We start from the raw sequence: 16,722 nt of genomic DNA on the forward strand, positions 1-16,722 counted from the left end.
GTTTTGTTCTATTTTTCTGACGATTTGATTGCTCAAATCATTAATTAATATACTAGGCATAGTTTTTTCTAACTTCAACTACTTAGTTACTAGTACAATTCAAATCCTTTTTCGTTTGGTAAATCAATAGTTAAAAGAAGTAGTAAAATACAGGCTGCTGCAAAATAATCCTCATGAAAACTATCAATTGCCTCGCGCCAAGCGTTCACCAATCAAAGCTTTAAAACTATCTGAAGAGCGATAGTTAGAACGCACGACCACAATCCTTAATTCAAGGAGTGAATGGTTTGTTGATTCTGCCTATCAAGGGGTTGGACGAGCACTTCAAGAACAAAAAAATCCACTTTTGATTTTGATTATTAAAAAGGAGTAGTTTTTAACAAACAAAATTTGGTATAATGGGGCGTGTTAATAAAATGTTTTAATGGAAAGAAGGAGTAAGATGAAAAGAAAGTTAATAATTTCTTTGGCAGCAACTGCTTTATTGGGAATCAGTGGCTGCAGTAAACAAGAAACGGGAACTACTGAAACGAGTAAAGCAAAAGAGTCTGCTAGCAGTTCTACACTGGAAGACAGTAAAAGCACCACTAAAACTAGCAGTAGTAAAAAAGAAGAAAAAAATAAGGCAAGTAAAATTGACTGGGATGCAGCACATGAGTTATTGAAAGAAAATATGGAGGCTGAAAAGCTGACGACAATTTTCGAAAATACTGAGCCTATTGTCAATGGGAACGATCAAGCCAGTTTTACTATAAATGGCTATCAATATATCAAGGCAGAAAATTTTTCTCGGGATTTACGGATTCCTTTTGGTGACCAAAACAAAGAAGGAGGCATACTTTTAGTTTCAGCCACTTACAAAAATACGAGTGATAAAAGTATTTTTGCCGGTCCAGGTTTCACAATGAATGTTGTTGGTTACGATGCTGCAGTGAGTCGCAATAAAAGTCTTTTGGAAGACGATTTAGTTAGTGAACTGGTTGAAAAGAAAAATGAAATTAAGCCGAATGAAGAACTTTCAGGATATGTGGCTTTAGCAATCAAACCTGCTGCAATGGAAAAAATCGCAGCAGCTGGCACAGCAGAGTTTGAGCTCTCAGGACTCTATAACCAAGCGGATAGCTTTAGTAAGGATGATGCGATTGTCGAACCTAAAAAAGAGATCATCGCTTTGTCTGGTGATGGTGAAGTAACGAAGAATGAAAGCTCTAAGTTCTATGAAGATAAGGCAACGAAGGACAATATGGGAACAAAAACGATGCTTGTTGAAAAGGAACTAAATCAAACAGAAAAGTTTGAAGATGTAAATGTTACTGCAGAAGGCTATCAAATTTCTTCATTTGTGCCAAATGAAGATCAAGCGTCAAGATTTAGTAAGTTTGAATCTGGCGTTGTCCTTATGACAGTTAAAGTCAATGTGCAAAATGAGGGAGACGAATCATTAAATGTTGACGGGACCTCTGCTACACTGACAATAGGGGATAGTGTCAAAATGATGAGTGAAAATATGTTGGAAGTTGATGCGGACGCAGGCAATGTTGAAAAGGGGAGTACTGCAACTAAGTATTTAGTTTTTGTACTTGATAAAGACTCTTACGATAAGCTTTATAAGGATCAAGACTATCTGTTGGATGTTAGTATTTATAATAGTGAGTTTAAGCGCCTAACTACTATTGGAGATTTATCGTTTGAATTTTCTAATCAATAATCATCATTTCGTCTAAATGAGGTTTGCTGATTCTTCAGTCTGAAATAAGTGAGTCTTTTGACTTGCTTATTTTTTTTGCATTCGCTCCTCTCTGAACTGAAAAAGAGAAGAATTTTATAAATGACCGGATTCACTTAGTTAAATAATTATCGCTAATTGAGAGTCCTTCAAGAAAAAACACGCCGCAGCGTGTTAATCAAAAATCCGATCATAATCAGTCGGACCATCATCCAACGGTAATTTTTCCAGTAGCTCCTTAATCTGGCGATGCCCAATGAAGCGTGCCTGCCGCAGTGCCTCTTGTCCATGGTGATAAACAATAACCGCTGGTACAGTCAATACCTCAAAGTAACTCGCTAATTCAGGCTCTTCTGTAAGATCTAAATGGTAATATGGAATTTGGTATTTCTCTGCAGTTCCTCGCACGCGAGGTTCGTCTACCCGACAGATTCCTCAATCTTTAGTAGAGATGAATACCACGGCATTGGTTTCCATTTCAATTGCTTTGAGAACTGTTTTAAGAGTGTCCATGTCAATCACCTCTTTTATTCAAAGGTAAGAAAAAATCACTGATAAGTCAACGGTTCTGTTTCCAGTAATAGTTTTACTTGCTTGATTAAATAATCAGCGTTATACTTCTTAGTGTTACGCGGGTGTAGTTTAGTGGTAAAACAGAAGCTTCCCAAGCTTCCGTCGCGAGTTCGATTCTCGTCACCCGCTTAGTCAGATTAGAGTTTTAGACCAGCTTATTTGTAATGGATGCTGGTCTTTTTTAATGTACATTTAGTAAAAATCTAAACATCTTCAGAATTTTTATATTTGCAAGTAAAATTTTTTTGTTTTGCGTATATTAGAATATAGAGCAACTTAAGATTTCGCTAAAATATTATTCGGATTTTTAGTGATACTATAGTTTTTTCTGATATACTACTATCACGGTAGACCGTACTTTCTATAGATCACATAATAGAAATCTTAAAGATTAATTCAAAGGAGGGGAATTCAATGATACGCTATGTTGAACAAAATATTTTTGAAAGTCCTGCTCAGGTTATTGTGAATACGGTAAATACAGTTGGTGTAATGGGCAAAGGGATAGCCAAAGACTTTAAAAAATACTATCCTGAAATGTTTAAAGAATATCAACGCTATTGTGAAATCGGTGCATTAGAAGTTGGAAAGTTGTGGTTGTACAAAACACCAAATAAATGGGTATTAAATTTTCCTACAAAGAAACACTGGAGAAATCCATCAAGGTTGGAATATATAGAATCTGGTTTAAAAAAATTTGTTGATACCTATAAAGAAAAGGGAATCAAATCAATCTCTTTCCCACAGCTTGGAGTTGGGAACGGAGGGTTGAACTGGGAACAGCAAGTAAAACCCTTGATGGAGAAATATTTGGAAGACTTGCCCATAGATGTTTTTATTCATTTGTATAGTAATAAAAGTAATAAACCGGAGTATGAAGATCAGAAGAAAATAAAAGAATGGTTGAATAGTAATCCTAAACTTTTAAGCTTTGCTGAAGTTCAAGAAGATCTAGAGCGAATCATAAATTTTGAAATTAACAACATATTCTTGAATGATGAAAAAGTCGAATTATCTATTCTGTTAAACACAGATGAAAGTGACTCAGTAGCTATAGTCTTACGCTATTCAAACTCTGAAAACTATCATGCAATCTATTTTGAGGAACTTTTCAATATTTGGAGTTTATTAAGAGATAATGGATTTGTTTTAGAGGGTGAGATATCTGAAGAGCGAGAAAATATGTCAAGAGAAGTAATTGCAATTCTTGATTTACTTCCGTATGTTTCCGTTATTTATACAAAAGAAGAAAATTCTAATTATCTTGAAAGACTATTGACTCATAATAGAATAGAATTAGCTTCTAATTCTCTCCAAGAGGAGTTGGTAAATAATGAACTTCACTAGGGAACAGGAGTTTTATGATGCGATAAATACTTTAATATGGAGCAATGATTCACAGGACTTGAGTGAGAAAGAAAGAGCCTATGCTGAATATGTTTACCATTTTACTGATATAAGAAATGCTGCTTCGATTCTTAATACTGGCAAAATTTTATCTAGAAATAAAGCTAAAGAACTGAATTTGATGTTAAATGATAATGCATCAGAAAGTGTAATTTCAGGAACTGGTTTTTATGTAAAGGACTATGTCAGATTCTATTTTAGGCCTAAGACTCCTACTCAATATAGGAATGAGGGGATTATGAGCAAAACAGAAATTGAAAATTCAGATTTCAAAGCTCATTGTCCAGTACCAGTGTTTTTTTTATTTAATTCATGGGAAATTTTAGGGTTGAAAGAAGTTTATTTTAGTCGAGAAACTTTAGCCAAACGCTATAATGTTGAATTGTATAATAGCGTAGCAGAATTTAAACAATTACCTTTTGATTTGATACTCCATAATCGATCTTTGTACAATAATCCCAAAAAATCGGCAATAATATCTCATCGACAAGCTGAACTAGTTGTAAAAGATGAGTTTACTATTGATAAATTGAAGTATATCTATGTAAGAAGTCTACCTGAGAAAGAGTTTCTATTAGCGATGCTCGATCCTGAAATCAGAATCCTATATGAAGATATAATTTTAGTGGATAATAAGAAAAATTATTTCTATGGATCTCGAGCATATCTCATAGACAGCACGATTGATTCAAAAAGCATTACTTTAAAATTCAATCCTGGAAATAGCGATCCTGAATTTGAAGTAAGAATGGAAATTTTTGATTCTGAAAAGGGTGGTTATTTTTGGGGACCAAAAAGAATAAAACTCACAGATATGCCTATTATTGATTTATCTAAGGAAAACTTGCAACATTATGAAGTAAATGTTTATTTAGATGACATTAAAATTTATCAAAATAGATATGATGCAGTTAGCACGGATTTACCCTTCTAAAGAATTATTGTTTATTCGAGGAGTCAATTCAGTGAGAGCCCCAACCTCTATGTAAAATCGTTTAAAATACGATGCTACTACGGTCTATATGAAATATAGAAGCTTCCGTCGCGAGTTCGATTCTTATAAGAAGATCATTTTAGTCCAGCATTTCTAATGAATGCTGGTCTTTTTTCTATTTCCTTAAACTGCATCATATTTTATCAAATCCATACACTTCTCCAAATGAGTATATTAAAAAGTTTTTTATTACATAGTACTTCAAATAGTCTTCTGATTTAACAGAATTTCAGGCAGAAGTCGCCCATCCTCTATAGGTGGGTGATGAATGCCGTTTTTTTTAGGGGGACGGTGCAACTAAAAAATGAAAAAAAGCTATTGCTACGCTATTTTCCGCATGATATAATCATCCGAAGAACAAATGTTCGTGTCTTCAAAACTGACGAGGGGGTTGACCTTATGGAACAACTAAAAGCATACAAGTACCGCATCTATCCAACAGAAGAACAAGTCGTCTTCTTTAATCAACAAGTTTAACAAGTAAAAAAAATCTTCCAATTATAGCTAACTCAATTTCTCTATTGAGAATCGTAATAAAATTTCAGTATTTAGTTTTATTAAATGAAATATTTTAGTATAATTCATTGTGGATCGAATTCTCGAATCTTAATTTTCTTATTTAAAGGGATGAGCATATTATAGGCAAAAATAAATTGTGCGTGTGGTGTACGTATAACTGAAAGTGCATTTGGATAGATACTTCGTAGCCGCATGACAGGTGCAATTAAATAAAAGCTAAATTATTGAAGAAATGAGTGGAGACATGAGACGTGCGATAGTAGGCGATGGAAACTTTGAAGTACATGAGGATGGAACAATCCTCAAAATAAAGCAGGACGGAACTAAAGTGGTACCTTTTATTCGCTATTTCAAGTCTGGAAACAAGAAATATCCAGTAGTCAGTAACAAGACAAAAGAAGGCAAGACAGGTTGTTTATACGTTCATCGATTGATGGCTGAAGCCTTTCTTCCGAATCCTGAACAAAAGAAATTTGTACTATTCAAAAATGGGAATCCACAAGACTTTAAAGTCGAAAACTTAATGTGGGATGATGGCAGCCTTTCGCGAAAAAGAAAAATGGAAGACCTGAAGCAAAGACGAGTTAAGTGCTCTGCCTGTGGCGAGACCATGAACAATAGGAACAGCTGTATTGCCTGCAGAATGAAGCAGCAAAGAGAACAAAAAATTTTAAGAAACAAACAAAAGAAATTGAATAAAATTATAAGTGATTTAGCTGCTGTTAATCTAGAAGACTTAAGTGATGAACACAAGAAAGCTGTCATAATGCGCAGAGCAGGCAAATCTTTTAAAGAGATTGCGAAAGAACTAGGTAAAAGCAGTGAGCGAGTAAGACAAATAATCGAGAGCGCTAAAAAGAATCAGCCAAAAGTAAACATTAACCGAAAATCTATGCTGAATCAGATAACGCCCGCTCAGAAACAGGAATTCCCTTCAAAGACAGTTAGCGAAGAAGCAGAAAGGCTCAGAAGAATGTTTCTTTTTGGAGAAGGGAGTAGTTCTCGTTACTTTTACGGAGAGTAGTTTCTGGTTCGGAAAACGCAGTATATTATCTTCCTAAATTGGGATTATAGCGCAGGGATACTCTTGATGATTAAAAATGAACACCAGCGGAAAAGTATTATTTTGGCTTAATTGGTCAAGTACATAGCAGAATAAGAACTTACCCGCACTATTTTTTCAAGAGTACGTGAACTAACCAAATGAACAGCATATAAAAAGAATTAGCAGACTGACACCTTGATATAGTTATAACTAAGCATTTAAACAATTTAAATACTCTATCCACTTGAGTAAAAGCTTCTGGTATACTTCTACATGGAGGTATGTGTATGAAAGAAGAGTACATTGTTTATCAAAGCAAAATCAAACAAATCGGGTTATCCTTTTTAGGATTGTTAATGGTGATAGTCTGCCTATTTGTTTTACTTGCTGGAGTAGTGGAAACACAGTATCTAATGATCGGGATTGGTCTAATCGGCGGATTATTCTTTGGTGCCTGTGAGATATTTATTTTGAAACAAGTTTTTGTAGGCAAGAAGCTGGTTGTTTTAACCAGTGAAGGTTTCTACGATTATAGTAGTGCCCTTGCAACAAAGGATCGTCTAATTCCTTGGAGCGGCATCGAAAAGATTGAGAATAAAAGTATGGCAGGTCAGACCTTTGTTTCTGCTTATCTAAAGGAGCCAGATCCAATCTTATCTCAATTATCCACTTTTCAGAAAAAAGCAATCAGTGCCAATGTTGCTATGGGCTTTGGCGAAATCAATGTGAATCTGCAAAGTGCAAAGAATTGCACCAATGATGATCTGTTGAGCAGAATGAATCGCTATTTAGATCCTTCGCCAGCCGGAGAATTCGCAGAAACTAACCAAGTATCATCAAATTAGCTCTTATAAATAGTTAAACAATATCAAATGAAGCAGTCAAGCTCTTTCTGTAAAAGAAGCTTGGCCTTTTTCTATATATAAAATTCCAGTCTTCCTGCTAAAGGAATCGGAATGAAGTAAGTAAAGTTGCGAATGTTTCCCTTATAAATAGAGTTCCAGCACAAAAGAAAATATGTAATTGTCAAAGGGCAAAGCACCGTAGTGAAAAACGAGACAACCTGCGAATGGGCCCGATTCGCAAGTGTCAGTAGTTTTCAATTTGTCATGGATCATGATCATCTAGCCAATGGTTAACCAAAGCGATAACCAATCCGACAAAAATCGGGGCTAAGATGTACTGCACGAGAGATTGCAAATGCATCACCTCCTCTCAAGCGCATACCCATGATCCAGACATGGGATCTTGTCTTACCTACGCTGGTAAATGATCAAACGATCAAGAGGGAGATTCAGGAGGAAGCTGTCGTTTCCGCCGTTCCTTTTCCTTAGCTTTCCTCCGTCTTCTTCGACTTACTAATTCCTTGACGACATCATATGGGCTGCCAGCAGAAGGAGGAGCTTCTTTCGTATTTAGTCCAGTATTTATTTCATTAGAAGGAGAATTGCTTGGGATACCTTCACTGTCCGTAGAGGTATTAGCTACAGAACGCAGCGTGTCATGCACCTCACTTCTGATGGGTGATTCCAAGGTTACTGCAGGAACCTGAGGCTTTTCCTGCCAAGTGCAGCGAAGCGCCATTAATTGTTCCGCATTACCATTTTCTTCAATCACTTCCGGTTTTTCCTCTGTTTGAGGATCACCAAATAACTCATCGCCTTCAAAAATCGGACGTTCAATCGTTTCTACATATTTCGCTTTAACCACTTGTTGGAACAAACCAACACCGTCTTTTTCAAACAGGGCTAAGCTGCTCAAAAGCTCCAAGGACTCCTTGATTTCTTCGGGACTCTTAGTAGTGTCTGGATCTTTAAAAGTAAAGTTATGCCTCTTGCCTTCACTGTTAAGGAAGGTGGAAACTAGTTTGATCATTTTCTGCTCCTTTCATAGTCTATTTGCGTAGGTGACAAACAATAATTATTTTTTATCAGGTGGCTTCAGTGTCAGTTTCGATTTGGAAAATCTTGGCTAGCTGTGACTTGATAAGAGACTTAGTGGCTTCAAAAAAATTACGAATAGGGTCGAGCTTCAAGGCTAAAATTCGTAATTCACTGGTTTCAAAGTAATCCGCAAAGTACCAGAAAAATCGCTTCATCGTTTTGGTTGCTTTCGTGTTCTTAAATAAGTAATGAACTAAATCTTGCAATACCAGAGCGAACTCCTTCGCACCAAGCTGATATCGGACACGCAAAGCAAGTAATAATTTAATGGTCATCGTGCCATTCTGAGTTTCTTGATAGTATTCCATGACTTTTTCCTCGATTGTCTCGCGTTTGAGGTTAAATAATTGTTGGTGAGTGAAGGGCTGCTCTAGCATAATATATTCCCACTTTCTTTTCATTAGTAAATAAATTGACACGTATCACTCAAGCCAGATTCCTCGAAACCCTAGCTTGAGTGAACAAGATAAGAAAAGGGCGGCACGTCTGCCGCGGCTTCTCAACAGTAATTAACGTGTGACAGGAACTTCTTCAAATATCGTTGTTTCAATTGTTTCTACATATTTCGCACTTACGACAGTTTCATATTGACGAATGCCATCCTTCTGGAAAAGATTCAATTTAGTCAATTGTTCCAATAATACTTTGATTTGTGTCGGCGTCTTGGTTGTATCAGGATTGGTCATACTCCAAGTTTGGTTTTTGCCTGCGCCATTTCTAAAGATGGAAACTAATTTAACGACTCGTTTCATACTTATTCAACCTCCTTGGTAATTCGAGATTGCACAGTCAGGATCACACTATCCAATGAACTACCTTGCTGGGATAGTTCTGCCATGATCTCTCCTAATTTGACTACATCTGCTTCAGGTGGATTATCAATTACGTTTGAGAAATTCACTTTTTTCTGTTTGTCTTCGCCTGCTTGTTCGATTTGTACTTGTAATTTGGTACCCAGTTTTTGAATCGTTCCGATTCCTCCGTTTTCTGTAAAGGTTTGTTTGTCGTTATTTTGTTTTTGTTCCGGCCGGTGACTAAAAGATATAGAATTTTTCAAAAAAAAGCTAGAGCAGTTATAGACAAAAAAAGTGAGTTATACGCCGATTTGAAAAATAGAAAGGTTGATAATAAAGGATTCTATTTTTTTGAGAAGCGAAAAAGACCCAAAAACCTGTGTATAACGTATAAAAAATTTTTTTAACTTATTTGAGAATTTTTTGATTGGAAATGGCGATAAAGACTGCTATAACAGTATTCTTGTCAAAAAGCTAATTCGAGATTTATTTTCTGCTAGCCAAAAAAGAACAGAAGGAAGGACAAAAAGACCCAAAAAAGAAGCCCGCTCCACCTGAACTTAGGTGGAACGAACTTCTTTTAATTGTTATTTATATCGATCGTTGATTAGGTAAAAGCTAAAAAGAAAGGTCATCAAAAGTGATAAATGGATTCTTTTCTAAGAGTTGAGCCAAGGCATAGTGAAGTGAATAGTGTTGGGAAAATTCACCATATGTAATGGGGAAGTCCTGCAGTATATCCTGGTGGCGATGGCTCAATTGATCAATAAATGGAGTATCTGGTAACTCTAGGTAATCTAAGGGGTGCATGTCTGGAGAAATACCAGTAACCCAAGACATATCCCGCTTGGAACATGTCAAGCTCAATAGTGCATTCGCCGCATACTTGTCAATCGCTTGTTTGCTGGTGTGAACCACCAGACCTGGACCAGTCGCCATTTTGATGAATGTTCGTTCAGATTCTTCCCGAACTTTATTCATCGACAAAGGATTAAGCCAGATGGAATTTTTAGGTGAAGCTAATGAGAATAGAACAAATTTGGCATTAATCATGGGTAATAGCCGTTTTTGAAACCCTTTAATTTGTTTTAAAACGTTAGAAGTTAAATAGTAATTATAGAATGTTGAAGACTCCTGTTTGCGAAGTAGGGTAGTCAAGGTGTGGAACGTTGAATGATACCATTGATTAGTGTCATGGAAGACAAGGGTGCCTCTTTTTCCAGGAATGGGTAAGACCATGTGAATGGTTTGAATCCCTAAGCGTGGGTAGCTGGTATAGGCTTCTTCAAGCAATTCCTCCCATTCAGGCGACCATTTCGTGCAGTCTAAGTATTTAACGCTTTCATTTCCCCGTGAATCTTTTCCTTTTTTCTTTTTCATTTTTTTCACTCCAATTCTTCTCAAAAAAATAATTTAATTAATGGTGGCTGATTTCTTTGATTCTTACCAACGAATCACAGCCATATAATAATAATACTATAAAAATTAAATTTTGGAATAGGTGCAAAAAAGTGGTTATTCGAATTTTTATCTGAAATAACTATAAAATAATTTATGTAATTTTAACTTTTTGGCCATTTGTGTAATATAATAAATATATAGAAATGATTTTAAGGGAAGTTCTATTTAACCTTTGGGGGTATCGAAATGAACATAATGGTTAATTTGAAGGGGTTCTGTTGTAAAATTTATGTCCTGGTCTTCTCAAGACTAAGAACTTGTAAAATTTTGAAAGAGGTTTGGCCTAAAAGATTATTGTTAACTGAATTAATTATAGAATAAGCGGTTTGAATACGCAATATCTTTTAAAAAAATAATTATTGTGATTTTTTTTATTTATTCCTATTAAGTAGAGCGACTACAAATGGCAGAATAAAGGATACTTTCTATTTGCCGTCAAAAATACCGTCATTTAATGAAAGGAAAATGAATTATGCGCAGAGGCGAGAATATATATAAACGAAAAGATAAACGTTGGGAGGGACGTTATCCTATTGGAAAGCGGGCGGATGGAAAAACGAAGTACAGATCTGTGTACTCTAGGACGCTTCAAGGCGTTCGTAAGAAGCTATATCCATTAAAAATGAAGTATCAATTGCTCCAAGAAAAACAAGGCACAGCTTGCTTTTCCTTTCAAGAGTGGGGCATGCAGTGGTTACAGCAAGTGAAGCAAGATGTAAAGGAATCGACATACGCGAACTATGAACACAAATTATGTCATTATGTTCTGTCGGTAATTGGGGAGTATAGTCTCAATGAATTAGATAAGGAAACAGGGATAGAACTATTGAACTCCTTACAGCAACGGGGTCTGAAAGCTTCAACGATCCAAGTGGTCTTCCGTATTGTAAAGCAGTGCATGAATCAAGCCATCAATCAGGAATTATTACATGTGAATCCTTTTACATCAGTCAAACTACCTAAAGTAGAAAAGCGGCAGCAGCAGGCACTTACTAAAGTTGAACAAAAAAACTTGGAAGAGATAGCTATTGAGGAAGAGACAAGTAAAGGCTTGCCGACATTATTAGCTCTACATGCTGGGTTACGAATTGGTGAAGCAGCAGCCTTATCGTGGGAAGACATCAACTTTAAGACAAACACCATTCATGTCCGGTCAACCTTTCAACGAGTATTTTCTCTATTGGAAGAACAAAAAACCAAGCTGATCTATACAAGCTCGAAAACAGCTTCCTCTATTCGGTCTATTCCGATGAGCAAGTTACTAAAAAAGGTATTACTGAAGCATAAGGCAAAATCCAGTGGGAGATTTATCTTTTCGACCGCAGAAAACCCTTCAGAGCCACGCTTACTGACCTATCATTTTCATAAGATTCGTAAGAAGGCGAACCTTGAGCAGATTCATTTCCATCAACTGCGCCATACCTTTGCGACGCGCTGCATTGAAAGCCAAGGGGATATTAAGAGTGTTAGTCAAATGATGGGGCATAGCTCGACGCAATTAACGCTGGATACCTACACGTCTTCCTTTATGGAACAAAAGGTTCAAGTAGTAAAACAAATGGAAAAAGCCATCAGTTGAAAATGAACACTAGATAATAATCATTATCGAAAAGTGTTGATTGGAACAACAGGGTGGCTTTTTTTGCATTTTTTAAGGAAAACGCTTACTCGAATTGGCTAATCAATTTCTTCGAAAATTCAGTTCGTTGTGTCTAAAAATCCCGAAAAATTAGTCATTTGAGCTTTAGAAAAATTTAAAAAATCTGAGCATAAAATTTTTTTAACTCTCTTTAAGCCGTCAAAGGCCGTCAGGTGATGGCTTTTTTGTTGGCTTTAGAGGTTTTTTAGTGTGTGTCTTAGTCTTGAGAAGACCAGGACATAAATTCTCCCATTTTATAGAAGGTAAAACGGGAAATCGTGCATGTTTAATCATAAATAAATGATTAAACACAACGTTTAATCGCATAGAAATTAACTGTCAGGAGGGAATGTTATGGACATTCACAGACGAAACCCGCTAGTGGAATCGTTTCATTACGATCGAATACAAGATACGACGGAGCAGCAACTGCTTAATTTAAGTATCCTTCCACTGGATACCGAACAGCCAGAATCTTTAGAACAGCAAACCTGTACGATTGGAACGCGGCTAGATTTTTCATTAACGGTTAAGCAATTTAAGGTTTCAGGTGGCATTAGCCAAATCAACCATATTAAAAATAAGCTGGTTGAATCCCAAGACGATCTCACAGAGTCTGAAATTACGGAATTAGTCACCCCCTTATTAGAAATTGTGCAGCGCTTAACATACGAAACGAGTGAAATCGCTCTAAATGAGCCAGGAACCTTTTTAGATTTTAATCAAGTGAATGGTTCTAGTCCCTTATGAATGAATAAAGTATCTGCAACTACAGGTGTTGTTCAAGAAACGACCTGATTCGATTATAGCAAAAAGTAACGGGATAGGAGAAAAATAACTTGAAAAAAAAATATCAGCGAATGTGGGAACAAGAAGTGTTTCGTTCACGAAGTAAGCATCCAACATTAAAGAAAGGGATTATTGGCACTACTACGCTGCTAGGTTCGGCTTCGATTGTATTAAACAGTACCTCTGTTTTTGCCCATGCAGCAGAAGAGACCGTATCGACTGAAAATAAAGTCGCGAGTGACACGGCACCAAACAATGGTTCTATCACTTTTGAGTCTTCAACTGTTGCTACTCAAGCAGAAGCAACTAAAAAACTAGAACCTGTAACATCTGAAGTAGAAGTGAATACTAACGGAAAAGAAAATGAACCGAGACCGGAAGCAAATGCAGAAACCAGTAACCAATCAACTATAAATGAACAAATTAACGAGAGCACACCAATACTCGTTCAACCTGAAGAAGAAAATAAAGCATCAATCTCTAGTTCAAATGTTAATGCAGATAAAGAAATACCAACAACTAATTCAAGCGAGCAGAAGGGGCTGGCTCAAGATACTGAAACAGATGAAGAAGCTTCTACTCCAGAGATGGAGGCTGAGGATGAAGAAACAGCACCACTTCCTACGCCCGAACCAGAAAAAGAGAAGCCAGCACCTACACCAGAACCAGAGAAACCAAAACAAGAACCCAAAAAAGAAACACCAGAACCAGAGAAACCGGAAGCTCCGGTATCAGAACAGCCAAAATCAGCTGAACCAGAAAAGGAAGTACCCATTCCTGAATCGGAGTTTGAAGTAATTTATGTGCAACAGCCTGAACAACAATCAGTTCAAGAACCAGTAACTGAACCGATTGTCATTCATTCACCTGAAAATATAGTGCCCGTTGGACCTCAACAGACTACCCCCAGTCATGGCTCAATTAAGTTTAATCGGAATGTGACGACAGCAGAGTTTATTGAAGAAATTGGCGAACCTGCACGAAAAACCGGGCAGGAACAAGAGTTATACGCTTCAGTCATGATTGCCCAAGCCATTTTAGAATCCGGGTCTGGCGGCAGTCAGTTGGCACAAGCACCGAACTATAACTTATTTGGTATTAAGGGTGAGCACGAGGGCAAGAGTGTCAGCTTTGCCACTCAAGAAGACACGGGTGGTGGGAATATGACTACCATTCAAGCCAGCTTCAGAGCCTATGATGATTATGAAGATTGCTTTGAAGATTACGCCAAGCTATTGAAAGAAGGGCTTTCCGGCAACCCTGATTTTTATAAAGGGGCTTGGAAAACTACCACAGAGAATTACGAAGAAGCTACGGCTTTCTTGACTGGCAAGTATGCAACAGACACTTCTTACAACAAGAAGTTGAATGGCTTAATCGAAACCTATAACTTAACGCAATACGATCATCCAAAGGAAGAAGCTGAAGCCACTAACCAAGTCGCTTCATCAGGGTATTTACTTCCCTTAAATGATTTTGTTGTCTCCAGTTCCTTTGGGATGCGCGGCAGTGAGTTCCATCGCGGGGTTGATCTAGCTGCAGGTGAAGGGATGCCAATCTTCGCTAGTAAATCAGGAACAGTATTGATTGCAGAGTACCACTACTCATGGGGCAATTATGTCGTGATCCAGCATGAGAATGGTGAAACCACCTTGTATGCCCACCAACGTAACTTTGCCGTCAATGCAGGCGAACGAGTGGAACAAGGACAAACGATCGGCTTTGTTGGTTCAACCGGGAATAGTACCGGCAGCCATTTGCACTTTGAATTGTGCTTAGATTCAACCTTAGCAGTGGAGCGACTGGTTGATCCAGCAACAGTATTGTTTTAGGAGGGGGAATTGAATGAAATTTGATGCAGAAAAGATTAAGAAAACCACGTTTCCAGTAGCTTCCTTTTCGGGCTATCGGAAATACGACGTGGATGACTTCTTGTATTACGTCGCTAAGGATTATCGGCGCTTTGAACAAGACAAGGAAGATCTAAAGGAAGAGATTGAGATGTTGACCACGCATCAGAAGAAACAAGCTGAAGAGATGAGCAAGGAACGTTCGGAATATGTGGTCACTATTCATGAACAGAAGAAACAAATTGAGGAGCTGGAATGTCAGCTGCGGGACTTGCAATTCAAGCAAAAACAAGAGCCGATTAAGCCAACCGGCAGCACCTTCCAGGAAGCTATTCTGATTTCTCAGGAAGCTGCGTTGGAAATCGAGCGCAGTGCCGAAAAAGAAGGCGCCAAAATTATTGAAGAAGCCCACGTGGAACGAGGACGCATCATCAAAGAAGCCAAAGAAGAACAAGCACAGCTGATGCGAGAAGCCCAAGCAAAACGGGAAGTATTACAGCAGGAAATGGCTCGCCTGATTGAACAAATGGAAGCCAAGAAGCAGGAAATGGAACAGACTCGCCAACAAGAGCTGATGAAGCTGGAACAGGAAAAAGCTGTCATGCTGGAGGAAGCCAAGAATGAATTGGCACAATTGGCCGAACAGATGGAACACACCAAAAAAGAGCTGGAATTAGCCAAGCGAGAAGAAATCAACTTCCGCGACACGCTGATTTATGACTACAAAGCCGCTCTGGCTCGGGTCAATGATGAGAAGTGGGAACACTGGGCCACGGCCTATCAGGAAGAAGTGCAAAAAATCCATGCGTAAGAAAGGAACAATGTGAATGAATTTTGAAGCCATTGAGATCAGGAAGCTGACCTTTAAGAAAAATGTTTTAGGCGGCTTTCGTCAGCTGGACGTTAATGATTTTCTGCGGAATGTGGCGGATGACTATGAAACCTACGACGAACGTAATCGCCGCTTAGTCGAAGAAAAGGATCGCTTGGATACGGAACTTTCTAAGCAACAATCCGGTCAAACAGTTTTCACAACTAAGCTGGAAAATGAAAAAAATGAACTCCTACGAAAAATCCAGCAGCTGGAACAGGAAAAGAAACAGCTGGCGCTTCAAAAAGAACCGCTGGAACGCTTCCAGGAGCTTCAGATTGAGTACGAGGATCTCAATAAGATGAAGCGCATCGCTCAAAAGACCCTGCAGGCAGCGGAAAAAGCAGCCAACCGATTGTTAGAGGAAGCTGAGAAAAAGAAAGCCACCTTGCTTTCTGAGGTGGAGCAACAGAAGACCAGCTTACTAAACGCGGCAGAAGAAGAGCGTCTGCAGTACCTCTTCGATGCCAAGCTGGAAATTAGCACCCTGCAGAAGGAGCAGGATCAACAGGCCAATGAACTCTTAGCTGAAAAAGCAAACTTAGAACAAAAACGGCAAGAGCTGCTTCAGCTGAGAACGCGAATATGTGAAGAAGTCCAAACCTTCGCAGGCATGATGGCAGCGACTCGTCAAGAAATCAGTCAAGAATACGTGAACAGCATCGAAACCTTAACGAAGCAGAACGAAGCCGTTCGTCAAAAGACACAAACAAGCAGCACACCACAAGAACCACCAACCCTGGTACTGACACAGGAGAAAGAGGTCATGTAAGTGGGGAAGAAAGCAGAGACGGCGTCGATCTATGATCCCTTTGTCCTGCGGTACTTGACGTTGGAAAAGAAGTTTAGTCAAAAGGTAATCTTTCTCTATGACTTCAAGGAATACAAGACGCTGAAGGAGATCTTAGTGTTGGCGGAAAAGGTGAAGGAGCTGAGGAAATGAACTTATTTCTGTTGCAGAGTAATCTAGTTGGATTAATTTCATTATGATAGGTCATCACGTAGAAAGATAACAAATGGATTGAAGCACAGTTTGAGAAGGACGAGAACGGACTTTACCCTTGGGAGGCAGATACCGATGACAGTCCGAATCGCGTCACACCAGAAAGTA

The 16,722-nt window shown here is 38.1% G+C and carries 19 protein-coding genes and 1 tRNA gene; 13 read left to right on the top strand and 7 right to left on the bottom strand.

Annotated features, from left to right (window positions below; translation table 11 throughout):
• Nucleotides 1–442: 442 nt before the first annotated feature.
• Nucleotides 443–1,708 carry a DUF4352 domain-containing protein gene (locus IGI49_RS01675; protein WP_207702256.1) on the top strand — a complete coding sequence of 422 codons (1,266 nt, stop codon included), beginning with the start codon at nt 443–445 and terminating at the stop codon, nt 1,706–1,708.
• Between the two features lie 192 nt (nt 1,709–1,900).
• Here IGI49_RS01675 and IGI49_RS01680 read toward each other — a convergent pair whose 3' ends face one another.
• Complete coding sequence (locus IGI49_RS01680) at nt 1,901–2,158, bottom strand: thioredoxin family protein (RefSeq protein ID WP_347298907.1); 258 nt, start codon at nt 2,156–2,158, stop codon at nt 1,901–1,903.
• A gap of 199 nt (nt 2,159–2,357) precedes the next feature.
• Between IGI49_RS01680 and IGI49_RS01685 the strand changes: the two genes are divergently transcribed.
• From IGI49_RS01685 to IGI49_RS01710, 6 genes are all read left to right on the top strand, one after another.
• Nucleotides 2,358–2,428: transfer RNA gene (locus IGI49_RS01685), tRNA-Gly, on the top strand.
• A gap of 285 nt (nt 2,429–2,713) precedes the next feature.
• On the top strand, nt 2,714–3,646 hold the full coding sequence (locus IGI49_RS01690; RefSeq protein ID WP_207702257.1) for a macro domain-containing protein: 933 nt from the start codon (nt 2,714–2,716) through the stop codon (nt 3,644–3,646).
• Nucleotides 3,633–4,640, top strand: coding sequence for a DarT ssDNA thymidine ADP-ribosyltransferase family protein (locus IGI49_RS01695; protein ID WP_207702258.1), 1,008 nt, complete (start codon nt 3,633–3,635; stop codon nt 4,638–4,640). The genes IGI49_RS01690 and IGI49_RS01695 overlap by 14 nt, the downstream gene beginning before the upstream one ends.
• Nucleotides 4,641–5,099: 459 nt before the next feature.
• The gene (locus tag IGI49_RS01700) at nt 5,100–5,177 is read left to right on the top strand and encodes a helix-turn-helix domain-containing protein (protein ID WP_242704375.1); all 78 of its coding nucleotides are present in this window, start codon (nt 5,100–5,102) and stop codon (nt 5,175–5,177) included.
• A 286-nt stretch (nt 5,178–5,463) separates the two neighbouring features.
• On the top strand, nt 5,464–6,243 hold the full coding sequence (locus IGI49_RS01705) for a sigma factor-like helix-turn-helix DNA-binding protein (RefSeq protein WP_207702259.1): 780 nt from the start codon (nt 5,464–5,466) through the stop codon (nt 6,241–6,243).
• Between the two features lie 308 nt (nt 6,244–6,551).
• Nucleotides 6,552–7,109 carry an STM3941 family protein gene (locus tag IGI49_RS01710; protein ID WP_207702260.1) on the top strand — a complete coding sequence of 186 codons (558 nt, stop codon included), beginning with the start codon at nt 6,552–6,554 and terminating at the stop codon, nt 7,107–7,109.
• Between the two features lie 262 nt (nt 7,110–7,371).
• Here the strand turns inward: IGI49_RS01710 and IGI49_RS01715 are convergent, their stop codons facing one another.
• The 6 genes from IGI49_RS01715 to IGI49_RS01740 form a co-directional block, all read right to left on the bottom strand.
• Nucleotides 7,372–7,464, bottom strand: coding sequence for a type I toxin-antitoxin system Fst family toxin (locus IGI49_RS01715; RefSeq protein WP_242704318.1), 93 nt, complete (start codon nt 7,462–7,464; stop codon nt 7,372–7,374).
• A gap of 81 nt (nt 7,465–7,545) precedes the next feature.
• Nucleotides 7,546–8,139 carry a DUF2922 family protein gene (locus IGI49_RS01720; protein WP_207702261.1) on the bottom strand — a complete coding sequence of 198 codons (594 nt, stop codon included), beginning with the start codon at nt 8,137–8,139 and terminating at the stop codon, nt 7,546–7,548.
• 55 nt (nt 8,140–8,194) lie between these two features.
• Entirely contained in the window at nt 8,195–8,584 is a 390-nt protein-coding gene (locus IGI49_RS01725) for a hypothetical protein (protein WP_207702262.1), read from the bottom strand.
• Between the two features lie 132 nt (nt 8,585–8,716).
• Entirely contained in the window at nt 8,717–8,959 is a 243-nt protein-coding gene (locus tag IGI49_RS01730; protein ID WP_207702263.1) for a DUF2922 domain-containing protein, read from the bottom strand.
• A gap of 2 nt (nt 8,960–8,961) precedes the next feature.
• Nucleotides 8,962–9,174, bottom strand: coding sequence for a hypothetical protein (locus IGI49_RS01735; RefSeq protein ID WP_429964952.1), 213 nt, complete (start codon nt 9,172–9,174; stop codon nt 8,962–8,964).
• Between the two features lie 445 nt (nt 9,175–9,619).
• Nucleotides 9,620–10,381, bottom strand: a complete 762-nt coding sequence (locus IGI49_RS01740; RefSeq protein ID WP_429963144.1) for a hypothetical protein — start codon at nt 10,379–10,381, stop codon at nt 9,620–9,622.
• Nucleotides 10,382–10,934: 553 nt separating this feature from the next.
• On the opposite strand from IGI49_RS01740, the gene IGI49_RS01745 reads away from it, so the two are divergent.
• The 6 genes from IGI49_RS01745 (at nt 10,935) to IGI49_RS01770 (ending at nt 16,554) form a co-directional block, all read left to right on the top strand.
• A complete protein-coding gene (locus IGI49_RS01745) occupies nt 10,935–12,041 on the top strand; it encodes a tyrosine-type recombinase/integrase (protein ID WP_347298900.1) in 1,107 nt (368 codons plus the stop codon).
• 414 nt (nt 12,042–12,455) lie between these two features.
• The gene (locus tag IGI49_RS01750) at nt 12,456–12,851 is read left to right on the top strand and encodes a DUF1149 family protein (RefSeq protein ID WP_207705450.1); all 396 of its coding nucleotides are present in this window, start codon (nt 12,456–12,458) and stop codon (nt 12,849–12,851) included.
• A 110-nt stretch (nt 12,852–12,961) separates the two neighbouring features.
• Nucleotides 12,962–14,722, top strand: coding sequence for a glucosaminidase domain-containing protein (locus tag IGI49_RS01755; RefSeq protein WP_207705453.1), 1,761 nt, complete (start codon nt 12,962–12,964; stop codon nt 14,720–14,722).
• A 13-nt stretch (nt 14,723–14,735) separates the two neighbouring features.
• The gene (locus tag IGI49_RS01760; protein ID WP_207705451.1) at nt 14,736–15,551 is read left to right on the top strand and encodes a DivIVA domain-containing protein; all 816 of its coding nucleotides are present in this window, start codon (nt 14,736–14,738) and stop codon (nt 15,549–15,551) included.
• Between the two features lie 16 nt (nt 15,552–15,567).
• Nucleotides 15,568–16,383, top strand: a complete 816-nt coding sequence (locus tag IGI49_RS01765; protein WP_429963145.1) for a DivIVA domain-containing protein — start codon at nt 15,568–15,570, stop codon at nt 16,381–16,383.
• Nucleotides 16,384–16,554, top strand: a complete 171-nt coding sequence (locus IGI49_RS01770) for a hypothetical protein (protein WP_010755877.1) — start codon at nt 16,384–16,386, stop codon at nt 16,552–16,554.
• The last annotated feature ends 168 nt before the right edge of the window (nt 16,555–16,722 follow it).

Origin of the sequence: Enterococcus sp. AZ071 (assembly GCF_050499065.1) — a bacterium.
Lineage (GTDB): Bacteria > Bacillota > Bacilli > Lactobacillales > Enterococcaceae > Enterococcus_A > Enterococcus_A ferrettii.